Annotated in this window: 19 protein-coding genes; 12 read left to right on the forward strand and 7 right to left on the reverse strand. The window is 71.6% G+C overall.

Annotation, left to right across the window (positions count from 1 at the left end; genetic code table 11):
* Positions 1-6: 6 nt before the first annotated feature.
* The 4 genes from VFJ21_08870 (at position 7) to VFJ21_08885 (ending at position 3,941) form a co-directional block, all read left to right on the forward strand.
* On the forward strand, positions 7-1,119 hold the full coding sequence (locus tag VFJ21_08870; GenBank protein ID HET7407225.1) for an NDMA-dependent alcohol dehydrogenase: 1,113 nt from the start codon (positions 7-9) through the stop codon (positions 1,117-1,119).
* A gap of 4 nt (positions 1,120-1,123) precedes the next feature.
* Positions 1,124-2,938: a MoxR family ATPase gene (locus VFJ21_08875; protein ID HET7407226.1), complete on the forward strand. Its 1,815-nt coding sequence runs from the start codon at positions 1,124-1,126 to the stop codon at positions 2,936-2,938.
* 252 nt (positions 2,939-3,190) lie between these two features.
* Positions 3,191-3,355, forward strand: coding sequence for a hypothetical protein (locus VFJ21_08880; GenBank protein ID HET7407227.1), 165 nt, complete (start codon positions 3,191-3,193; stop codon positions 3,353-3,355).
* 136 nt (positions 3,356-3,491) lie between these two features.
* Complete coding sequence (locus VFJ21_08885) at positions 3,492-3,941, forward strand: hypothetical protein (protein ID HET7407228.1); 450 nt, start codon at positions 3,492-3,494, stop codon at positions 3,939-3,941.
* A gap of 35 nt (positions 3,942-3,976) precedes the next feature.
* Here VFJ21_08885 and VFJ21_08890 read toward each other — a convergent pair whose 3' ends face one another.
* The 3 genes from VFJ21_08890 to VFJ21_08900 all read right to left on the reverse strand — a co-directional run bounded on the left by VFJ21_08890 (position 3,977) and on the right by VFJ21_08900 (position 11,115).
* Complete coding sequence (locus tag VFJ21_08890; protein HET7407229.1) at positions 3,977-7,873, reverse strand: ATP-binding cassette domain-containing protein; 3,897 nt, start codon at positions 7,871-7,873, stop codon at positions 3,977-3,979.
* Positions 7,874-7,880: 7 nt separating this feature from the next.
* Positions 7,881-9,656, reverse strand: coding sequence for a hypothetical protein (locus VFJ21_08895; GenBank protein HET7407230.1), 1,776 nt, complete (start codon positions 9,654-9,656; stop codon positions 7,881-7,883).
* 220 nt (positions 9,657-9,876) lie between these two features.
* A complete protein-coding gene (locus tag VFJ21_08900; protein ID HET7407231.1) occupies positions 9,877-11,115 on the reverse strand; it encodes an S-layer homology domain-containing protein in 1,239 nt (412 codons plus the stop codon).
* A gap of 101 nt (positions 11,116-11,216) precedes the next feature.
* On the opposite strand from VFJ21_08900, the gene VFJ21_08905 reads away from it, so the two are divergent.
* Positions 11,217-12,245, forward strand: a complete 1,029-nt coding sequence (locus VFJ21_08905) for an LLM class F420-dependent oxidoreductase (GenBank protein ID HET7407232.1) — start codon at positions 11,217-11,219, stop codon at positions 12,243-12,245.
* The gene (locus VFJ21_08910; GenBank protein ID HET7407233.1) at positions 12,245-13,021 is read left to right on the forward strand and encodes an SDR family NAD(P)-dependent oxidoreductase; all 777 of its coding nucleotides are present in this window, start codon (positions 12,245-12,247) and stop codon (positions 13,019-13,021) included. Before VFJ21_08905 ends, VFJ21_08910 begins: the two co-directional genes overlap by 1 nt.
* Positions 13,022-13,024: 3 nt before the next feature.
* Here the strand turns inward: VFJ21_08910 and VFJ21_08915 are convergent, their stop codons facing one another.
* Together VFJ21_08915 and VFJ21_08920 are read right to left on the reverse strand one after the other, a co-directional pair.
* Entirely contained in the window at positions 13,025-13,738 is a 714-nt protein-coding gene (locus VFJ21_08915; protein ID HET7407234.1) for a hypothetical protein, read from the reverse strand.
* A gap of 159 nt (positions 13,739-13,897) precedes the next feature.
* A complete protein-coding gene (locus VFJ21_08920) occupies positions 13,898-14,053 on the reverse strand; it encodes a DUF6131 family protein (protein ID HET7407235.1) in 156 nt (51 codons plus the stop codon).
* A gap of 111 nt (positions 14,054-14,164) precedes the next feature.
* Between VFJ21_08920 and VFJ21_08925 the strand changes: the two genes are divergently transcribed.
* Positions 14,165-15,280: a class I SAM-dependent methyltransferase gene (locus VFJ21_08925; protein HET7407236.1), complete on the forward strand. Its 1,116-nt coding sequence runs from the start codon at positions 14,165-14,167 to the stop codon at positions 15,278-15,280.
* A 79-nt stretch (positions 15,281-15,359) separates the two neighbouring features.
* Positions 15,360-17,339: a chloride channel protein gene (locus tag VFJ21_08930; protein HET7407237.1), complete on the forward strand. Its 1,980-nt coding sequence runs from the start codon at positions 15,360-15,362 to the stop codon at positions 17,337-17,339.
* Here VFJ21_08930 and VFJ21_08935 read toward each other — a convergent pair.
* Positions 17,334-17,957 carry a DUF2231 domain-containing protein gene (locus tag VFJ21_08935; protein HET7407238.1) on the reverse strand — a complete coding sequence of 208 codons (624 nt, stop codon included), beginning with the start codon at positions 17,955-17,957 and terminating at the stop codon, positions 17,334-17,336. The genes VFJ21_08930 and VFJ21_08935 overlap by 6 nt on opposite strands.
* A gap of 85 nt (positions 17,958-18,042) precedes the next feature.
* Between VFJ21_08935 and VFJ21_08940 the strand changes: the two genes are divergently transcribed.
* Entirely contained in the window at positions 18,043-18,723 is a 681-nt protein-coding gene (locus VFJ21_08940; GenBank protein ID HET7407239.1) for a helix-turn-helix domain-containing protein, read from the forward strand.
* Positions 18,724-18,729: 6 nt separating this feature from the next.
* On the opposite strand, the gene VFJ21_08945 is transcribed toward VFJ21_08940, so the two are convergent.
* The gene (locus VFJ21_08945; protein HET7407240.1) at positions 18,730-19,857 is read right to left on the reverse strand and encodes an SLC13 family permease; all 1,128 of its coding nucleotides are present in this window, start codon (positions 19,855-19,857) and stop codon (positions 18,730-18,732) included.
* A 32-nt stretch (positions 19,858-19,889) separates the two neighbouring features.
* Between VFJ21_08945 and VFJ21_08950 the strand changes: the two genes are divergently transcribed.
* The 3 genes from VFJ21_08950 (at position 19,890) to VFJ21_08960 (ending at position 20,935) form a co-directional block, all read left to right on the forward strand.
* Complete coding sequence (locus tag VFJ21_08950; protein ID HET7407241.1) at positions 19,890-20,138, forward strand: carboxymuconolactone decarboxylase family protein; 249 nt, start codon at positions 19,890-19,892, stop codon at positions 20,136-20,138.
* Between the two features lie 27 nt (positions 20,139-20,165).
* Positions 20,166-20,480, forward strand: a complete 315-nt coding sequence (locus tag VFJ21_08955; protein ID HET7407242.1) for a hypothetical protein — start codon at positions 20,166-20,168, stop codon at positions 20,478-20,480.
* 161 nt (positions 20,481-20,641) lie between these two features.
* Positions 20,642-20,935: a metal-sensitive transcriptional regulator gene (locus VFJ21_08960; protein HET7407243.1), complete on the forward strand. Its 294-nt coding sequence runs from the start codon at positions 20,642-20,644 to the stop codon at positions 20,933-20,935.
* The last annotated feature ends 3 nt before the right edge of the window (positions 20,936-20,938 follow it).

Genomic DNA, 20,938 nt, shown 5'->3' on the forward strand with positions numbered 1-20,938 from the left:
CATCTGGTGAAGACGAGGGCAGCCGTGCTCAGGGGCACGGAGCGCGACTGGGACGTCGTCGAGATGGAGCTCGATCCCCCGAAGGCGGGCGAGGTGCTCCTGCGCTTCGTCGCGTCCGGCATGTGCCACTCCGACGAGCACCTTCGTACCGGCGACCTGCCGCCCTTCAAGTTCCCGATCGTCGGTGGTCACGAGGGCGCCGGCATCGTCGAAGAGGTCGGTCCGGGCGTCACCCGGCTGGCGAAGGGCGACCACGTCGTCACGTCGTTCCTGCCCTCGTGCGGGCACTGCCGCTGGTGCGCGACGGGCCACTCGAACCTGTGCGACCTGGGCGCCAACCTGCTCGCCGGCTGCCTGCCCGACGGCACCTACCGCTTCCACCTCGACGGCGAGGACGTCGGCGCGATGTGCATGCTGGGCACGTTCTCCAACCACGCGGTGGTCTCGGAGAACTCCGCCGTGAAGATCGCCGAGGACATGCCGCTCGACAAGGCCTGCCTCATCGGCTGCGGCGTGCCGACCGGTTTCGGCTCGGCGGTCAAGACCGGCGGCGTCGAGGTCGGCGACACCGTCGTCATCTACGGCATCGGCGGCATCGGCATCAACTCGGTGCAGGGCGCGGCCCTCGCCGGTGCGCGCAACATCATCGCCGTCGACCCGGTGGCCTTCAAGCGGGAGAAGGCCGAGGAGCTCGGCGCCACCCACTCCGCCAGCAGCGCCGAGGAGGCCGCCGCCATCGCGCTCGACGTCACCCAGGGTGTTGGCGCCGACAAGGCGATCGTGACCGCGGGTGTCGTCAACTCCGAGATCGTGCTCAACGCGTTCAACACGATCCGCAAGGCCGGCACGGTCGTCGTCACCGGCCTGGCCAACATGGAGCACAACCTCGAGATCCCGTCGTCGTTCCTCACCCTGTTCGAGAAGACGGTGAAGGGCTCGCTCTTCGGGTCCAGTGACCCGTTCGCCGACATCCCGAAGATGGTCGAGCTCTACCGGTCCGGTGACCTCAAGCTCGACGAGCTGATCACCAAGACCTACACGCTCGACCAGATCAACGAGGGCTACCAGGACATGCTCGACGGCAAGAACATCCGCGGCGTGATCCTGCACGACAGCTGAGCTGTTGACCGTTCCCGTCGTCGGCCTCCGGCGTGAGCGCGAGGTCCTCACCGTCGCGCTCACGCAGGGCCGTCACCTCGTCATCGAGGGCCCGCCCGGCACCGGCAAGTCCACGCTCCTGCGCGAGATCGCCCGCGAGACCAGCCGCGAGGTCGTGTTCGTCGAGGGCAACGCCGAGCTGACCCCGGCCCGCCTGGTGGGCCAGCACGACCCCTCGCTGGTGCTGCACGAGGGCTACCGCCCGGAGGGGTTCGTCGACGGGCCGCTGCTCGTCGCGATGCGCTCCGGCGCACTGCTGTACGTCGAGGAGCTCAACCGCATCCCGGAGGAGACCCTCAACGTCCTGATCACCGTGCTCGCCGAAGGCGAGATCACGGTGCCGCGGCTGGGGCTCGTGCGCGCCCAGCCGCAGTTCCGGCTGATCGCGGCGATGAACCCGTTCGACGCGGTCGGCACGGCCCGGGTCAGCCAGGCGGTCTCGGACCGGATGTGCCGCGTGGTCCTCGGCTACCAGGACGCGGCGGCCGAGCGGCAGATCGTGCGCGCCGTGACCGCGCTCGACGGCCCGGTGAGCGACGACGCGGTCGAGCTCGGGGTCGGGGTCGCGCGGGCCACCCGCGAGCACCGCGACCTGCGGCACGGTTCGTCGGTGCGCGGGGCGATCGACATGGTGCTGCTGCTGACCGGGCTGCAGCGCCTGCGCGGCGAGCGCGACCTGGTGCGCGAAACCGCGCTGGATTCGGCGTACGCCGCCTTCTCCGGCCGCGTGCGCGTCCAGGACGGCGTCGACCGCACCGCCGAGTCGGTGATCGAGGAGATCGTCGACGCGCAGTGGCCGGGCGAGCCGGGGGAGCGCAACCCGGGAAAAGCCCAGAGCCCGCCTGACGCGGCGGGCGGCAGGAGGCGGCCCGCGGGCCGCGACGACCGGTCCCCGGGCGGCAAGGGACGCACCCAGAGCCGTGACACCCTCGCGCGGCGGCACGCGGCCTTCGAGGCGGTGTCACCCGAGGTCGGGGCGCTCGACGCCGACGCTTTCGAGGCGTTGATGCGCGAGGACCCCGACGCCGCTGCGGAGATGCTCTGCGACCTGTCGACCGCGACCGACCGGGAGCTGCAGGCCGCGGCTCGGCGGCTCGCGGCCCGCGTCTTCGTGCAGATCGGGCGGGGCGTGCAGCACCGGGCGCGTGGCACCCGGCGGCTGGCGCCGGCGAAGCGCAGCGACGGCGACCTCGATCTGGATCGCACGTTCGACCGCTGGTCGGGTCACTGGCCGCCGCCGAGCGACGAGCTGGTCACCCGGCACTGGACGGCGTCCCGGCGGGCGGTCTGCCTGCTGGTGGACGCCAGCGGTTCCATGGGCGGCCGGCCGGTGTCCGTGGCGGCCGTTGCGGCAGCGGCCGTGCTGCTGGCCGCGGAGGCGCATCTGGCGACGAGCGTGCTCGCGTTCTCCGGCGGGGTCGCGACGATCCAGCCCGGAGCTGCCGCGCGCCCGGCCGAGGACGTGGTGACCGAGCTGGTCGCCCTGCGCGGGCACGGGGTCACCGACCTCGCGGCGGCGTTGCGGGCGGCCGGCGCACAGCTTGCCGGCATGAACGCCGACGAGCGCGTCGTCGTCCTCCTCAGCGACTGCCTGTCCACCTCGGGCGACGACCCGGTGACCGCGCTCGCCGGCATCGACCGGCTGCACGTGCTGTGCACCGGCGTGACCGAGGAGTCGCACGCGGCGGCTGCGGCCCTCGCGCGGCGCACCGGTGGCACCTGGCGGCCGGTCGAGCGCCTCGCCGAGGTGCCACCGGCGCTGACTGCCATGTTGGGCTGACTCCAGACCGGCAAAGGAGCTCCCGGCGATGGGCGGGAGCCCCAGCGGTCTGTCCTTCGACGGCTGCCGCGCTTACCGCGTCGGCGGCTCGATGGTCAGGCGGCGGCGTGCGGCGTCGCGGGCTGTTCGACGGTCTCCCGTCACGGATCCTGATCCTCACCACGTACGACGCCGACGAGTACCTGCACGACGCCATCCGTGCAGGCGCCGCCGGATTCCTGCTCAAGGACACGCGGCGCGACGACCTCACGCATGCGATCCGCACGGTCGCTGCCGGCGACGCGCTGCTGCACCCCGCGCTCACCCGGCGGCTGCACGAGCCGCACCCATGCCGTCGTCATGGCCTACGAACGCGGGCTCGTCGTACCCGGCCAGATCGACGTCACGTCCGCCGGGGACGCCGAGCCGGGCCGCTGACGGACGAGGGACGGGTCTGCCCATGCGGGAGAAGCTCACGTCCACCGGGAAGTGGTGGGGGATCCGCACGGCACGGCGTACGCAGGTGGATGATGTCCGCCGCTGGACTTCTGACGTGCGACACGGGGAGGCAGAGGTGGGCCGGTCAGCCGCCGAGACGTTGCGGGCGTACCTGTCGGGACAGCGAGCCGGTGTGGACGATGCACTGGGGTTCGTCGCCGCCGACGCCGTGTTCGACGTGGGTCGTGGTCGCTACGAGGGAACGCCGGAGATCCGGGCCTTCGTCGAGCGGCTCCTCGCAGTGCACTCGGTCACGTCGGTCGTCGAGCTGCGTGCCGTCTCCGACCAGGAGGCGGTGGCCTTGTTGGAGCAACGGGACGACGACCTCGGCCCACTCGGCATCGACAGCATCCGGCTCGACGTCCGAGTCGAGACGACGGACGACGGGCTGATCAAGACGTTCACCGCTCGTCCCACGCCGGAGTCGATGGCGGCGTTGAGCGCGGCGCGGAACGCCGGCCGTAGCTCCGAAGGCCTTGATCTGGCCGAACGGGCCGGGACGTTGCCGCCCCACCCGCCCGGCTGAGCGACTACCGGCTCGGGCCCCAGGCGCGACTGCGCCTATCGAGGGGTGCGGCCGGCCGGCACCTTCTTCTCAGCCGTCGTGACGTCACCGTTGTTCGCAGGCTTGCGCCGACCAGTGGTGGACGCCGCCGCGTCGCCGCTCGTGCGGTCGGCACTCGACCCGCTGCCGGTCGCCTCCGCCCTGGTCGCCGCACGGCTCGGCGCGTTCCTGCGGGTGCCCGTGCCGCGAGGTGCGCCCTTGCGAGTCCCGTTCGCCTTCGCGCGCCCGCCGACGTCGGAGCGGGCGATCGCCGTGTCGTCGGTGCCCAGGTAGGAGGAGATCACCAGCGGGTGGTCGAGCACCTCTTCCGGCGTACCCGTTGCGATGACCTCACCGAGGTGCATGCAGACCATGCGGTCCGAGATCGACGACACCAACGGGATGTCGTGCTCGATGATCGCCATCGCCGCGCCGGTCGCCTCACGCACTCGCAGCAGCACCTGCGCCAGTGACTCCACCTCGCGCTGCGCGATGCCGCTGGACGGTTCGTCGAGCAGCAGGACGCTCGGCGCGTGCGCCATCACCGCGCCCAGCTCGACGATGCGCCGCGTGCCGGTCGACAGCTCCGAGACGAACGCGTCGCGGTAGCGCTCCAGCCCCATCAGCTCGAGCAGCTCGCTGACGCACCAGGCGACCTCGGTCTCCGAGCTCTCCACGGCCCCGAGCCGCAACGTGCAGGCGAGAGGCTCGCGCACGTCGACGTGCCGCTCCAGCGCGGTGGCCAGCACCTCGGTGACCGTCATCGACGGGAACAGCCGGGCGTCCTGGAACGTGCGCCCGAGCCCACGCACCGACCGTTCCGCGGCGCCGACCGCGGTGAGGTCGCGACCGTCGAGCCGGATCCGCCCGGCATCGGGCGTGACGAAGCCGGAGCAGACGTCGAAGAGCGTGGTCTTGCCGGCCCCGTTGGACCCGATGATGCCGAGGATCGAGCCGTCGTCGACCGACAGCGTGACGTCGCGCAGGGCGTGCACCCCGCCGAAGCTTCGCGTGATGCCCGTGACCTGCAGCCGCGGGACGCGTTCGGCGTCGGGGGCCGCCCCGGGCGCCGCGACGGCGGGCCCGGTGCTGCCGCGACCGAGGAAGACCGCCCGCAGCAGGTCGTCGCGCCGGGTCAGGTCCGCGGCCGCCCCGGCGAACCGCACGGTGCCCTTCTCCATGAACACGGCCTCGTCGGCGAGCGTCGTCGCGACGTTGACCGACTGCTCGACGAGCACGACCGTCGTGCCGGCGGAGTTGATCCGGCGTACGACGCCGGTGAGCTCCGCCACGATCGACGGCGCCAGTCCGAGCGACAGCTCGTCGATCATCAGCAGCCGGGGCTTGCACATCAGCGCCTGCGCCAGCGCCAGCATCTGCTGCTGCCCGCCGGACAGCTGGCCGGCCAGCACGTCGGGGCGCTCGGCGAGCATCGGGAAGATCGCGTAGACCTCGTCGAGTGCGGCGGCGACCTGCCGTTCGTCGCGGCGGTAGAGCCAGGCCGCGAGCCGCAGGTTGTCACGCACCGACAGCCCGCCGAAGACGCCGCGACCTCCGGGCATCATCACCAGGCCCTGGCGCACCCGCTGGGCGGCGTCCATCTGGGTGATGTCGACGCCGTCGAAGAACACGCGGCCGTCGCTTGCGGGCAGCAGGCCGCAGACGACCCGCAGCAGCGACGACTTGCCGGCGCCGTTGGTGCCGAGCAGCGCGAGCATGCTGCCGTCGGGCACGTTGACGTTGACCTCGTGCAGGACCGGGTTGCGGCCGTAGGCCGCACCGACACCACTCACCGACAGCAGGCCGTCGCCGGTGACGGCCGTCGTCGGCTCGCGCGGGTAGGCGCCGGTGGCGGCCCGCTCGTCGAGGTGCTCGGCCAGGCTCGGCACCGAAAGCCCCTTGCGGCGGGCCAACCAGCGCAGCGCGGCGTCGCGGCCATCGAACAGGAGCTGCCCGAGCCCGCCGGGGATGACGAGCAGCAGCACCAGCAGCCCGGCGCCGGTCGCGAAGAGCTGCAGCGCGCCGGTCAGGAAGTACTGCACCCCTTGCACGTAGACCGCGCCGAGCAGTGCGCCCGGAAGTGACGACGCACCGCCGATGACGACCATCGTGAAGACGACCAGGCTGCTCTCCGGGCTGAAGCCGGAGAACGGCACGCCGCGCAGCCCGACGACGTAGAGCCCGCCCGCGACCCCGGCGAGCGCACCGGACAGCGCGAAGGCGGTCAGCTTCGCGCGCATGGGCTCGATGCCGTAGGACTCCGCCCCTCGCTCGTTGTCGCGCACGGCGACCACGACGCGCCCGGCGCGGCTGTGCCGGAAGTTGCGGGCGAGCCACACGGTGAACGCCGTGACGGCCAGGCACAGGTAGTAGAAGGGCAGCGGGGAGTTCAGGTCGAAGCGCTCGAGCAGCGTCGGCCGGGTGAAGCTCGACGGCGTGAGCGCCGGGAAGTAGGCCGAGTTGAGCAGGTAGGTCGACACCGGTACGCCGAACGCCAGCGTCGTCACCGCGAGGAACAGCCCGCGGATGCGCAGGGCGGGGATGCCGACGAGCGCCGCCGTGATCGCGCCGACCGCGGCCGACGCGAGCAGCGCCAGGAACAGGTCGGCGTGGGCGTGCACCAGGAGGCTCGCGGTCGTCGCAGCCCCCACACCGACGAACGCGAACTGGCCGAGGCTGATCTGGCCGGACCAGCCGGTCAGCACGACCAGCGACACGGCGATGACGCCGTAGATGGCGACGTAGGCGAGCAAGGTCACGTGCGAGACCGACAGCGCCTGCGGTACGCCGATGAGCACGGCGGCCAGCACGATCCAGGCGGTGCCGCGGGTGACGCGCACGGCGCGGAGCCGGGCGAGCACCTCGGGCACCGGCCGCACCTCGCGCACGGCGACGTGGTCGCCGAGCCCGCTGTCGTCGCTGCGCGACAGGCGCCGGCGCTGCAGCAGCAGCGCGAGCAGGACGACCACGAACAGGCCGACGTCGACGTAGGACGACCGGGGGTAGTTCCAGAACATGCCCTGCTGGAAGACGCCGATGCCCAGCGACGCGAGCACCGCGACCGGCAGGCTCTCCATGCGCGCGATGACGGCCGCGGTGAGGGGGGCCAGCAGCTCCAACGGGCCGCCCGGCTGGCCCACCTGGGGCCCGAGGATCGGCGCCGACAGCATGGCACCGATGCCGGACAGCCCGGCGGCCACGACCCAGGCCAGCAGTGACAGCCGGCGCACCGGGATGCCGAGCAGCAGCGCACGGTCGGACGACTCGGCCGCGGCGCGCACCGCGATGCCGGTGTCGCTGCGCCGGAAGAACCACGCCAACCCGGCGAGCACCACCGGCACCGTCACCAGCGCGATCACGTGGTCGCCGTTGTAGACGATCGGCCCGACCGTGAACGTCACCGGCAGCCCGGAGTGGAACGTCGTCAGCGGCTTGAGCTGCGTGAAGAACGTCGGCAGCGCGATCTGACCCGACCCGACGACCTCCGCGACGCCGATCGTGGCCACCGTCAGGATCAGCCGGGGCGCGGTGAAGAACCGGCGTACGACGACCTCGTGCACCACCACACCGGTCAGCAGCGCGGCGAGGAACCCGAGCGGGAGCGCGAGCCCGTAGGGCAGCCCGACGCCTGCGACCAGGATCACCGCAACGGCCGCGGCGAGGCCGCCGAACTCCGCCTGCGCGAAGTTGATGACCCGGCTGGCGCGGTAGATGAGCACGAGGCCCATCGCCGTGAGCGCCGTCAGCGAGCCGAGCACGACGCCGAGCAGCACCAGTCCGAACGGCAGCCCGTTGGGCAGTGCCGCGTCGGCGATCCGCCACGCGACAACGGTGCCGAGGGCGTAGCCGGCCCAGCGGGCCTCGCGCCGGGCAAGCAGGGGCTGCGCCCGGGCGAGCAGCGTGTCGATGGTCACCGGCGCGTCACTTGCCGAAGCAGCCCAGCTGCTGCCCCGGTCCGCCCCAACCCTGCGCCGAGGAGAGCAGGAACTCCTGTCCGCCGGCGCAGTTGCGGTAGCCGCCCTTCTGGCCGTCGAACTTGCTGGTCATGTTCGGGTCGTACCAACCGATCTGCACCTCGGTCGCGGGACTGTACTTGTTGTTGCCGTAGGTCCAGCGGCCCATGAACGAGTCGGCCGACGGCGGCAGGCTGAACATGCCCCGGGCGAACGCCGCCGGGGTGAGATCGGGTCCCGCCGCCTGCAGCGCGTTCATGATGTAGAGCACGGTGGCGTAGGCGACCGCGTAGTACTGCTCCCGCGGCTCGGCGCCGCCGCTCGCGAGCTTGAAGACCTTGTAGGCCTCGGTCTGCTTCAAGTCGGGGGATGCTCCGCCCATGGCGATCAGGCCGCCCCACTTGCCGCTGGCGGGTTGCCGCGCCTGCGGGTCGCCCCAGTAGGTGGATATCCACTCGGGGTTGTACTGCTGGCTCTGCGCGGCGTTCTCGAGGAAGATCGGCACCAGGGGGTCGCAGTAGCACAGGACCGTCGTCACGCCGGCCGACCGCATCTGCGCGACGATGTTGGTCGCCTGCGCCTGGTACTGCACGACGTTGATGGAGTACGACGCCTCCTTGGGCGTCACGCCGCAGGCGCCGACGCCCTTCTTGATGTCGTTGGCGATCGAGATGTACTGCGGGTTGTCGGGGTGGATCAGCCCGAAGACCCGCTTCTTCACCTGCATGGTCTTGTCGGGCGCGTAGATCGCGTTCATGCCGGCGAGCCGCTGGCAGGTCGCGTTGATGAACCAGTTGGCCGCCATGGTGCCGGTGGCGCTCGCGGACCACCAGTAGGGCGCGTACTGCTGGTAGTAGGACTGCGGGTAACCGAGCGGACCGATCGCGATCACGTGCTGCTGGGCCAGCGCCCGCCAGTAGGGGTCTGAGCCCTTCAGCGCGAACGTCGCGTCGGCGAAGGCCCCGAGCGACTTGGCGGTCGCCGCGTCGGCCTGCGCCAGGTCGGCGCCCTGGCCCTGGTCCTCGGTGATGTAGTCGCCCTGCCCCTGGAACGACTTCAGGACGACCTGGCGACCGTAGAGCTCGTACTGCTTGTTGAAGTAGGAGATGTAGGTGTTCATGTCGGCGATGAAGACGGGGTCCGGCGCCGGTGCCGACGACCCTGCCGCGGCGTTGACGGCGGCGTCCTCCTGCGAGTTGCCGAGGCGGAAGGACAGCGTGATGGTCTTCGCGGTGACGCCGGGTGCGGTCGCGCCGCCGTTGCTGCCGGTGTACTTCGGCACGCAGTTGGGCGCGTAGGCCGACCACGTCACCTGGCGCACGCCGGGCCCGCACTTCACCCCGCTGCGGGCGAGGCCGCTGGCGGCCGTCGTGGCGCCCGGCCGGCTGCTGCCGCCCTGCGACCCGCTCGACAGGCCGGCGCCGGAAGCGGCCGCGCCGCCGCCGCTGCCGCCCGACCCTGTCGCGCTGCCGCTCGCGGTGTTCTGCAGCCCGCCCGCCTGCCCGGTGCCGGCGCCCGAGCCGAGGGAGGAGCCGGTCGTGCCCTGCAACCCGTTGTTCAGCCCGAGCGCCTGGCTGCCGTTGTCGTTGGGCGTCTTCGTCGGCACCGTGACGACCACGAGCACCAGTGCGATCGCCGCGACGAGCAGGGCGAAGTAGCGACGTGCCACCCGGGCCACGTAGGCCCGGACGGCGGCCTCCACGTCGGAGTCAGCGACCGACGGGCGGTGCGGGGCAGACGGCATGGGCGGACCCTTCCGTGAGCCGTGCCGGTCCTGCGGCGCGGCGAAAATGGGTCATGCGAGTCATATATTTTGTGACTATCGCGGGACTCGGACGCCGGATCAATGCAGGTTGACCCGGTTGGTCGGAAGTGTCCAGAGACGTTGGCCGCGGCCGGTCCGCTCGGCGGTGGTGCCGCGGTGCGGGCGGCGCGCACGCCGCTTGCCGGCGCTCAGCCGGGGATCAGCCGAAGCTCAGCTCCGCGGTGGCGGCAAAGGGCTCGCTGGCCTGCTTGTTGCCGTCGAGATTCAGCTGCCCGTCGCCGTTGCTGTCGTTGAAGACCACCACGAGGGCGCAGTCGGCGGCGCCGCTGGTGACGCTGAGCGACACCGTGTTGTCGGAGACGGTGACCGCCTGGGTGCGGGCGCCGCCGCCGAACGTCGCGGCACCGGTGTCGGTGCTGCCCAGCCCGTCGGCCCGGCCGTCGTTGTTGGCGTCGGTGAAGGTGTCGGCGTAGGGGTCGCCGGTCTGGGCGCCGTTGTGCACCGAGCCGCACGGCAGCAGCGCGGCCTGCGTCGGGCCGGCCGCTCCCGGTGAGACGTAGACGCTGACCGGGATCGACTGGCCCGTGGCCGCGTGGGCGTCTCCCCCCGGCCGCACGATGTAGGTCTGGTCCTGGCCGAAGACCGACGTGGCGAGGTTGAAGTCGCGGATGTTGGCCTCGAGGTCGCGGGCCAGGAACGCCGCCATCTGGCCCCGCAGCACCGGCGCGCCGGGGTCGTAGACATAGGGGTTGGTCGTGCTGACGCCGCCCGTGATCCCGGCGGACGCGATCGCGTTGATGTTGGCCTGGTGCACGTCGCTGTCGTCGTCGTCGAAGTAGTCGTTGGTCGTCGCGTAGCCGCGCCGGCCGTCGCTGCGGCTGAGCTGCGTGTCGATGTAGGTCTGCGCGCTGTTGATGAACGTCGCCATCTGGTCGCGGTAGACGACGTCGCCCGGCCGGAAGTGCGTCGAGTCGAAGCCCTTGACGACGCCCGCGTTGGCCAGGCTGTTGATGGCCGACTTGATCGTCGTCCACGGGCACGACGCGTCGCTCGGCGCGCAGTTCGGCATCGAGTCGACGTCGGTGAACCCGTGCGACCGGTCGTCGGTCGGCGCGACACCCATGCCGTCGAGGAAGTTCCAGATGTAGACGGCCATCTGCATGCGCAGCACCGACTGCTCGGGCGCGTAGTGCGTCGCGTCGACGCCCGTGGTGATCGCGTAGTCCCAGATGCAGTTGATCTGGCGCTGGAACGGGCTGGTGCCGATGTCGGTGAAGTCCGCGGCGAGCACCCGGCTGCCCGGGCAGGCGTTGGCCTGGTCGTCGATGATCGAGACCTGCACGCCCGCCGTGTGCGCCAGGGCCGGGCCGGTCCCGGCGAGCAGCGTCCCCAGGACTGTCGCGGCTACCAGGGACAGGCGGGACAGCGGCGCGCGCACGGTCGGCTCCTTCGGCCTACGACGGATCGGACCCGAGCCTACGAAGCCCCGGCGGGGATGTCCGCTACCCACGCGGATGGGCCACGTGCTAGGAACCTGACATGCGCATCAGCATGCCGCTGGCCTACGCCGGCAACTTCACCCAAGCGGTCGACCAGGTCGTCGAGCTCGAGAAGGCGGGGCTCGACGTGGTGTGGGTCGCCGAGGCCTACGGCTTCGACGCCGCGACGCTGGCCGGTTACGTCGCCGCGCGCACCGAGCGGGTGCAGATCGGCTTCGGCATCCTGCCGATCTACTCCCGCACCCCCGCGCTGCTCGCCCAGACGGCGGCCGGGCTCGACTACGTCTCCGGCGGGCGCGCGATCCTGGGCCTCGGCGCGTCGGGCCCGCAGGTCATCGAGGGCTGGCACGGGCTGCCCTACGACCGCCCGCTGGCCCGCACCCGGGAGATCGTCGACATCTGCCGGCAGGTCTGGCGCCGCGAGCGCCTCACCAACGACGGCATCTACCGCATCCCGCTGCCGGAGGGGCAGGGCACCGGCCTCGGGAAGCCGCTGAAGATGATCACCCATCCGGTGCGCGAGCACATCCCGGTCTTCGTGGCCTCGCTCGGCCCGAAGAACGTCGAGATGACGGCCGAGGTCGCCGACGGCTGGCTGCCGATCCTCTACATCCCCGAGAAGGCGGCCGGCGTCTGGGGCGACTCCCTCGCCAAGGGCGCGGCCAACCGCGACAGCAGCCTTGCCCCGCTGGAGATCGTCGCCGGCGGCATGCTCGCCATCGGCGACGACGTCGAGGGCATCCGCGACTTCTCCCGCCCGATGGTCGCGCTGTACGTCGGTGGCATGGGCGCCAAGGGCCGCAACTTCTACAACGACCTGGCCCGCCGCTACGGGTTCGAGGCCGAGGCCGAGGAGATCCAGGACCTCTACCTGTCGGGCAAGAAGGACGAGGCCGCCGCGAAGGTGCCCGCGGACTTCCTCGAGAAGACCAACCTCGTCGGCTCCGAGGGCTACGTGAAGGAGCGGGTCGCGGCCTACAAGGAGGCCGGCGTCACGATGCTCCAGGTCAACCCGGTCGGGCCCGACCCCGTCCGGATGATCGCCCAGCTCAAGGAGTGGGTCTCCTAGTGCCCTTGTCGTCGCTGTCCCGCAGCATCGCGGGACGGGTCGCCCTGGTCACCGGCGCGGCCAGCGGCATGGGCCGGGCCACCGCGCGGTTGTTCGCCGACGAGGGAGCCCGGCTGGCGCTTGTCGACCGCAGCGCGGACCAGCTGGCCGAGGTGGCCGACGAGATCCTGGCCGCCGGCGGCGAGGTCCACACGTGGGCGGTCGACGTCAGCGAGCCGGCCGCGATCGAGACGACGGTCGCCGAAGTGGGCGAGCGGTTCGGCGGGCTCGACATCCTCGTCAACAACGCCGGCGTCTCGCTGCCGGCGCCCATCGACGGCGAGGGCTACGAGCAGGCCTGGGTGGCGACGTTCGCGGTCAACCTCACCGCGCACGCGCGGTTCATCCGGGCCGCGCTGCCCCAGCTGGTCCGCAACGCCGACGGGCGCGTCGTCAACATCGCCTCGACGGAGGGCCTGGGCGCGACGGCCTACATCTCGCCCTACACGGCGTCGAAGCACGGGGTCATTGGGCTGACGCGAAGCCTGGCCGTCGAGCTCGGTGCGCGCGGCGTCACTGTCAACTGCGTCTGCCCCGGGCCGATCCGCACCGGCATGACCGCCGGCATCCCGGACGACGCGAAGGCCAAGTTCGCCCGGCGGCGGGTGCCGCTGCGCAGGTACGGCGACCCCGAGGAAGTCGCCCACGCGACGCTCGGCCTGGTGTTGCCGGCGGCGTCGTACATCAACGGTGCCGTTCTCGTCGTCGACGGCGGGATGACCGCCCAGAACACCTGAGGCCTACGCCTGCGGCGAGCCCCAGAGGTCATCGGCCGCGGGGCGCGGCGCGGCACCCGGGTGGACGTCGCGCAGCCGGTAGTAGCTCAGGGTCAGCGCGAGCGCGGTGAAGGGCGCGAGCAGCGTGCCCGAGATGATCGTCGACAGGAAGTCGCGCGCCCACGGCGCGAGGGCGAACAGGATCACGCCGATGATGAAGCCCACCACGATGTAGACGACCATCGTCAGCACGAGCACACCGAACATCGCCCAACCGTGCCCCCGGACCAGGTCGGTGCTGCGGCGGAAGGCCTCGGTGACCCCGCGGCCCTCCAGCACGATCACCGGCACGATCAGCGCGAGGAACGTGATCAGCACGAGCCCCGGCACGATCAGCAGCAGCAGGCCGATCGCGACCGCGATGCCCGCGAGGATCGAGGCGCCGGCGACGGTCCCGACGCGTGGCCGGGCCGCCTGCACGGTCTCGGCCATCGACAGGTCGACCCGGCCGTCGCGGACGTCCTCGACCGCCTTGACGAGGGTGGCCTGCAGGACGAAGACGCTGAGCACCGACACGATGAAGGCCAGGAAGGCCCCGAAGGCGCCGAGCAGGCCGATGAGCACCGCCTCCAGCGCGGCGGCCACCAGGTAGATCACGAACGCGATCGGCAGCAGGTGAGCCGCGTGGCGCCGGTACATCGCCCACGACTCGGAGATGACGCCTTGCAGTGGGTTCATGATCGTCACGGTACACGCCGAACTCAGGTGATCCGGGCCGGCGAAACGCGGGGCAGTCCTGGAGTCTGCGGCCTGCCGGCGCGGGCGCGCGTGCACGTCGTTCGTGCGCGAAGGCCCGCGCACCCGTGGTGCGCGGGCCTTCGTCGGTCCCTCGGCGAACTACCAGTAGTGCCGGCGTCCGCCGACCGCCCGACCCATGGCACCCATCACCCACAACGCCGCGCCGACGGCGGCGAGAATGAGCCCGATGACCCACAGGGCATAAATTCCTAGGACGAACCCGACAATGAGCAGAATCACGCCCAGAAGAAGCACGACGCACCTCCGACGAATTTGCGGTCGGCGCGGGGGTGTCCGACCACTGGTGCGGCTGTATATGCCCTTATTCGGCAAGGGGAATCGCCGCTCGGCGAACGAAAGGAAGCCGTGACAACGAATTCGGACATTTCTGGCAAAGAAACGTCGAGCCACGACCGAAATCTCGACGTCGACCGCGTCAACGCATTGGCGCTGCACGTCTGGCGCTTCAAGCAGGGTGAGGTCGTCGCCCTGATGATTCATCTGGGCGACCGGCTCGGTCTCTACCGGGCGATGGACGGTGCCGGACCGCTGACTGCCGCCGCCCTCGCCGAGAGCACCGGCCTGCAGCCGCGCTGGCTGCTGGAGTGGCTGCGTTCCCAGGCCGCCGCCGGGCTGCTGGACACCGACGACGGAGAGACGTTCACTCTCTCGCCGGAGGCAGCCGCGGTGCTCGCCGACGAGGACGGCAGCCTGTGGTTCGCCGCGGGCGCCTTCCAGGGCGGGGTGGCGCCGCCGGACATCGTCGACCGGTTGGCCGACGCGTTCCGCACCGGCGTCGGTCTGAGCTACGACGACCTCGGCCCTTCGGCGGCGCACCACGTCGAGCGGATGCTCGGTCCCTGGGCGCGCCAGGCGCTGGTCCCCGTGATCCTCCCGGCGCTCGGCGGCGTGTCGGCCGCGCTCGAGAAGGGAGCACGAGTCGCGGACGTCGGCTGCGGCTCCGGCGTCGCACTGATCGCCATGGCCACGGCGTTCCCCGCCTCGCGGTTCGAGGGCTACGACCCGTCGCGCCACGCTGTCGAGCGGGCCCGGGCACAGGTCGCTGCGGCCGGTCTCGACAACGTCGAGGTGCACGCCGCGCCCGCCGAGCAGCTGCCGTCGGAACCGGCGTACGACCTCGTCCTCACCTTCGACTGCCTGCACGACATGCCGCACCCGCAGGCCGCGATCACCGCGATCCGCCGGGCGCTGAAGGACGACGGCGTCTGGCTCATCAAGGACATCCGTGCCAAGCAGCGCTGGCAGGACAACCTGCGCAACCCGTTGCTCGCGATGATGTACGGCACATCGGTCGCGACCTGCATGTCGTCGGCGCTGTCGGAGCCGGGCGGTGCGGGGCTCGGCACGTTGGGCTTCCCGACCGAGCTGGCCGAGCGCATGGTCCGCGACGCCGGGTTCACGCGGTTCGTCGTGCACGACTTCGACGACCCGGCCAACCTCTACTACGAGGTGCGTCCGTAGGCCTCTTCGCGGGTACCCACTCCGGCCGTCGGCCCACCAGGATCGCCCTGCGATACTGGTTGCGGTACGGAGGTGGAGGATGCAGGGATCGGACGATTCCCGGTCCCGGATAGCCGGTGACCTGACCGCGCCCGCGCCGGTGCGACCGGACGGAGGGCCGACCGCACTGCACCACCTGGGCGACTTCACCGCGACCCCGCGGATGCTCGTCATCACCGCGCTCGCGCTGCCGATCGGTGCGGTCAGTGCCGTGGTGGCCTGGGCGCTGCTGCGGCTCATCGGCCTCATCACCAACCTGATCTTCTACAACCGCGTCGACACCAAGCTGGTGGCGCCGGGCGCGGGCCACCACTACTGGGCCGTCGTGCTGCTGGCGCCGGTCTTCGGCGGTCTCGTGGTCGGGCTGATGGCGCGCTACGGCTCGGAGAAGATTCGTGGCCACGGCATGCCGGAGGCGATCGAGTCGATCCTCACCGGCGGCAGCAAGGTGCAGCCGCGGGTCGCGCTGCTCAAGCCCGTCTCGTCGGCGATCGCGATCGGCACCGGTGGGCCGTTCGGTGCCGAGGGTCCGATCATCATGACCGGTGGGGCCTTCGGGTCGCTGTTCGCCCAGTTCCTGCGGCTGACCGCGGACGAGCGCAAGACGCTGCTCGTCGCCGGCTCCGCCGCCGGCATGGCCGCCACCTTCAACGCGCCCCTGGCCTCCGTGCTGCTCGCCGTCGAGCTGCTGCTCTTCGAGTGGCGCCCGCGTAGCTATGTGCCAGTGGCCGCCGCGGTGTCGGTGGCCACGATCATTCGCGGGCCCATCCTCGGCACCGGCCCGATCTTCAAGGTGCCACTGACCTCCCTTCACCTCACCGGCTCGGTTTACGGGCTGTGCGTCGTGTCGGGCATCGCCGCCGGCATCCTCGCGCTGATCGCGACCGTGCTCGTCTACGCCGCCGAGGACGGGTTCCGCAAGCTGCCGATCCACTGGATGTGGTGGCCCGCGATCGGAGGCCTGATCATCGGCGTCGGCGGCCTGATCGTGCCCCAGGCCCTCGGCGTCGGCTACAACGTCATCGGCCAGGAGCTCAGCGGGCGCATCTCGCTCGGCCTGGTCGGCGGCATCCTCGTCGTCAAGACGCTGATCTGGTCGTTGTCCCTGGGGTCCGGCACCTCCGGCGGCGTGCTGGCGCCGATGTTCATGATCGGTGGAGCACTGGGCGCGGTCGAGGCCACCGTCTTTCCCGGTGTGGGGCCGGGATTCTGGCCCCTGATCGGCCTCGCCGGGGTGCTGGGCGGGGTCATGCGTTCGCCGTTCACCGGCGTCATCTTCGCCCTCGAGCTGACCCATCGCATGGACGCGCTGCTGCCGTTGCTGATCGGCGCCTCGACGGCGTACGCCGTGTCCGTGCTGGTGCTCAAGCGCTCGGTGCTGACGGAGAAGGTCGCGCGGCGCGGGTTCCACCTGTCCCGCGAGTACGACGTCGACCCGCTCGAGATCCTGCTCGTGCGCGAGGTCATGACCTACGACCCGATCACGTTCCGCGACGGGACGCCGCTGCGTCAGGTCATCTCGGTGTTCCTGCGCGACGGCCGCCCGACGGTCGGTCCGGAGCATCGGCAGCGGCTGTACCCGGTGCTGTCGGCCGACGGCCGGTTCCGCGGCGTCGTAACCCGCCGGGACATCATGCGCGCGGCGTTCGACGACGTCGACACCGCCGGCGCGATCGACCGGCTCATCATCCAGCCCGTGGTCGTGCATCCCGACGACACCATGCGCCAGGCGGCCTACGTCATGGCCGAGCGATCCTTCACCCGGCTGCCCGTCGTCGACCGTGACGACCCCGGGAAGCTGATGGGCATGGTCTCGCTCGACCAGCTGCTGAAGGGCCGGCTGCGCGACCTGCGCGAGGCCCGCGAGCACGAGCGGGTGCTCAGCCTCCGCGCGCTGATCCCGTCCGGCACCGGCCGCTTCTCGCTGGTCATCGGCCGCGCCCCGCTGGCCGACGAGGCCAGCGGGAAGGACGAGGCAGAGGCCCCGGACGAGGTGGAGGAGCCGCTGCCGCGGTCATGAGGCCGGATGGATGCCCTCGGCCGGGGGCTCGTCCGGTGCCGGCGCGACGTCCTTGTGCCCGGGGAGCACGTCGTGCTCGTTGCGGTGCCAGACGGGGGAGTCGGTCGCCGTCTCGACGTTGAAGCCGTAGTCGAAGACCAGCGTGCCGCCCATCGTCGCGCCGGTCGTGACGAGCAGGGCGGTCACCGTCGACAGCACCGCGACCCACCAGGCCGCGGCATTCAGGTCGGAGCCGGCCGAGTAGCGCAGCCCGATGTCGGCCAGGGCCAGCAGCGTGACGGTGATCATCGTGATCGCGTGCGCGTTGATCGTGCGCCGCGCCTGGGTGCCGGGCTCGCTCGAGCGGTGCCAGTCGGCCCAGCCGGTCAGCGCGGCCAGCACGGAGACGATCGCGCCGGCGATGAACGCCCACCCACCCGCGTGGTAGAGCTCCCGGGCCAGGGTGGGTGCCTCGTGCCGGGCGGCGAGGCTCGACAGGTCGAAGCCCGCCGCGAGCAGGTACGCCGTGATCGGCACGTCGGTCAACGGTGGGTGGAACGGCTTGCCGGCCCACCCACGCAGGCCGTGGAACTCACGGCCGCGGATCGTCAACGAAGGAGCGAACGAGAACCGGCGCATGGCGGCCTCCAGGCTGCCGTAGCAATAATTAGTGCTAGTGATACGGCCCTTCCGGTACGACGTCAAGCCCACTAGACTTGCTGGCGTGTCGTGGTCGGTCGTCGGTGTGCTGGCCGAGCCGACCCGACGGGCGGTCTACGACGCGGTGCGCCAGGCCGCCGAGCCGGTCACCCGCGACGAGATCGCCGCCGCCCTCGACATGGGGCGCCCGCTGGCGGCGTTCCATCTCGACAAGCTCGCGGAAGCCGGGCTGCTCGCGGTCTCCTACGCGCGGCCGCCGGGCCGTGGCGGGCGGGGCGCCGGGCGTCCGGCCAAGCGCTATGCGGTCGTCGACGGCGAGGTCTCGATCTCGGTGCCCGCCCGACGTTACGCGCTGGCCGGCCAGATCCTCGCCGAGGCAGTGGCCACCGCCCCGGCCCGCGGCGACCCCCGCGCGCACACGCTGGCCGTCGCGCGGGCGCGGGGCGAGCAGCTGGGCAGGGAGTCGGGGCCGAGCACCGGCCGGTCGCGCCGGCGGGCGCTCGATGCCATGGAGGAGCGGCTCGCGGCACTCGGCTACGAGCCGGCTCGCGACAACGAGCACCTCGTGCTGCGCAACTGCCCCTTCCACGCGCTCGTCGAGGTTGCTCCCGAGCTGGTCTGCGAGCTCAACCACGCGTTCCTCGAGGGCATGCTCACCGGCGCCGGGGTCGGCGACCGGCTGGCCGGTGCGCTGGAGCCCGCGGAGCAGCGCTGCTGCGTCTGCATCCATCCGCGCAGCGACTGACCAGGCCTATGGCAGGGCGAGGACGGCGAGCGGGATGGCGGCCATGGCGACCACCACACCGATCTGCGAGTAGCGGCGTGCGGAGGTCGGGCTGTTGACGAGGCGCGCAGCCTGCCACCAGAGGACGGCCGACAGCGACCCGGTGACGGCGATGTTGGGCCCGATGTCCAGCCCGAGCAGCAGCGCGCGCGGATGGGCGGTCGGGTGTGCGGACAGCAGCGCCGCGGCCGGCAGGTTGTTGAGCAGCACGGCCGCTGCCGCGCCGGTATAGGCCGTGCCCCAACGGCCGGCGTCGGCGAGCGCGTGCGCCGGCCCGAGCCAGGTCCGGCCCAAGGTGCCCGCGGCTACGGCGAGGCCGAACAGTCCCGCGACCGTCGTGACGTCGATCGCGCCGGTCAGTCGCCGTCGCGCGTCACGGTTGGCGGCGAACAGGGCCACCGTCGTACCGGCTCCGATCGCGAGCACCGGAAGGGCAGGATCGGGCGACGCGAGCAACGCCACGGTCACCGCGGCGATGGCCACGCTGCTCAGGTAGGGCCGGTGCGGTGGCGGCCGATGGGTCTCTGCTCGCGCGCCCCGGTGACCGCGAAGCAGGACGGCCGTCACTGCGGCGGTCACCACGACGGCGACCAGCCATGCGGGCCAGAGTCGTGCGGCGAACTGCGTGCCGGCCAGGTGGTCGCGCTGCAGCACGATGAGGTTGGTCAGGTTGGAGCCCGGCAGCAGCAGCGAGGCCGAGTTGGCGACGAACACGCAGCCATAGAGGAACGCCTGCTCGCCGGCCTCCTGGCGGCGCGCCAGCAGCACGAGCACCGGGGTCAGGAAGAGGACGGCGGTGTCGAGGTTGAGCAGCACCGACGTCGCCGCGACCAGCGCCATGCTCGAGGCGTAGCGCAGCCACGGCCGGCCGGGCAGCCGGTCGAGCGCTGCCGCCATCCCCGTGAAGGCACCGTCCTGCGCCGCCGCGAACCCGACCAGCAGCAACCCGATCACGAGGACGAACGCCGGCCACACCTGGCTCGCCGCCGTCGAGGCGGACCGCGGTGCCGAAGCGGCCGCGACGATGCTCGCCACGGCGCCGGCGAGGAGCACCATGCGCGGCAGGCCGAGCGCGCGCAGCTTTCCTGCCGGCACCGGGCCTCCTCGTCGTCGCTACAGTCTCGCGCATGGCGCGCATTCCCCTGGTGGACCCGGACGATCCCGCCGCCGACCCGCAGGCCGCGGCGATCCTGCACCGGATCCGCGACGCGGTCGGCACGGACCTCAACGTCTACCGGGGCGTCGCGAACCACCCGAAGGTGTTCGCCGCGCTGACGCAGTTCGGCCCGCCGGTCTACATGGCCAACTCCCTCACGCCGGCGGAGCGCGAGCTCGCCTACCTGACGGCCAGCGTCGTCAACCGCTGTCACTATTGAGTGCCCACCCACGTGCTGCTCGGTCGAGTGGCAGGCCTGACGGAAGAGAAGCTCGCGCACCTGGGTGACGACCCGCTGCCCGACGGGCTCTACGAGCCGCAGGAGCGCGCGATCGTCCGTTACGCGCAGGCGTCGACCCGCATGGACCCCATCACCGACGAGCTCTACGCCGAGCTGTCGGCGCACTACCCGGTCGAGAAGATGATCGAGATTTGCTTCACCATCGGGCTGTCGAACCTCATCAACCGGTTCCACGCGACGTTCCTGACCGACGTCGACCCGATGACCCAGGACGCCCTCGCGCCCTCGTGTCCCTTGCCGCTGCCCGAGGCCCGCCGCTAGGTCCGGCCCCGCCGCGCGCGTGGTGCGGTCAGCTCTCAGGACGATCGTGGACGTCGGAACCGGCGGTGGACGGGAAGACCGGCGACCGCTTGCCGAATGTACCCCCTGGGGGTATGGTTGCCCCGTTGGGAGCAGGTACCCACCCGGGGTATGGAGGCCAGATGACGCACGGTACGCCGGGCTACCACGACAGCAAGGACGCGCAGCTCAAGCGGCTGCGGCGCATCGAAGGCCAGATCAGGGGCCTGCAGCGCATGGTCGAGGAGGAGCACTACTGCATCGACGTGCTCACGCAGGTGAGCGCGGCCACCAAGGCGCTGCAGTCCTTCTCGCTCGGTCTGCTCGACGAGCACCTCGCGCACTGCGTGATGGAGGCCGCCGCCAAGGGCGGCTCCGAGGCGGACGCCAAGGTGCGCGAGGCCTCCGACGCCATCGCACGCCTCGTCCGCAGCTGACCT

It is taken from the genome of Mycobacteriales bacterium, from assembly GCA_035690485.1.
Taxonomy (GTDB): Bacteria; Actinomycetota; Actinomycetes; order JAFAQI01; family DASSKL01; genus DASSKL01.

Excerpts from the sequence above, each read along its gene's own strand:
- VFJ21_08880 (HET7407227.1), top strand. The coding sequence starts at position 3,191 with ATGCGATCCGCACGGTCGCTGCCGGCGACGCGCTGCTGCACCCCGCGC.
- VFJ21_08895 (HET7407230.1), bottom strand. The coding sequence starts at position 9,656 with ATGCCGTCTGCCCCGCACCGCCCGTCGGTCGCTGACTCCGACGTGGAG.
- VFJ21_08905 (HET7407232.1), top strand. The coding sequence starts at position 11,217 with ATGCGCATCAGCATGCCGCTGGCCTACGCCGGCAACTTCACCCAAGCG.
- VFJ21_08915 (HET7407234.1), bottom strand. The coding sequence starts at position 13,738 with ATGAACCCACTGCAAGGCGTCATCTCCGAGTCGTGGGCGATGTACCGG.
- VFJ21_08930 (HET7407237.1), top strand. The coding sequence starts at position 15,360 with ATGCAGGGATCGGACGATTCCCGGTCCCGGATAGCCGGTGACCTGACC.
- VFJ21_08935 (HET7407238.1), bottom strand. The coding sequence starts at position 17,957 with ATGCGCCGGTTCTCGTTCGCTCCTTCGTTGACGATCCGCGGCCGTGAG.
- VFJ21_08950 (HET7407241.1), top strand. The coding sequence starts at position 19,890 with ATGGCGCGCATTCCCCTGGTGGACCCGGACGATCCCGCCGCCGACCCG.
- VFJ21_08960 (HET7407243.1), top strand. The coding sequence starts at position 20,642 with ATGACGCACGGTACGCCGGGCTACCACGACAGCAAGGACGCGCAGCTC.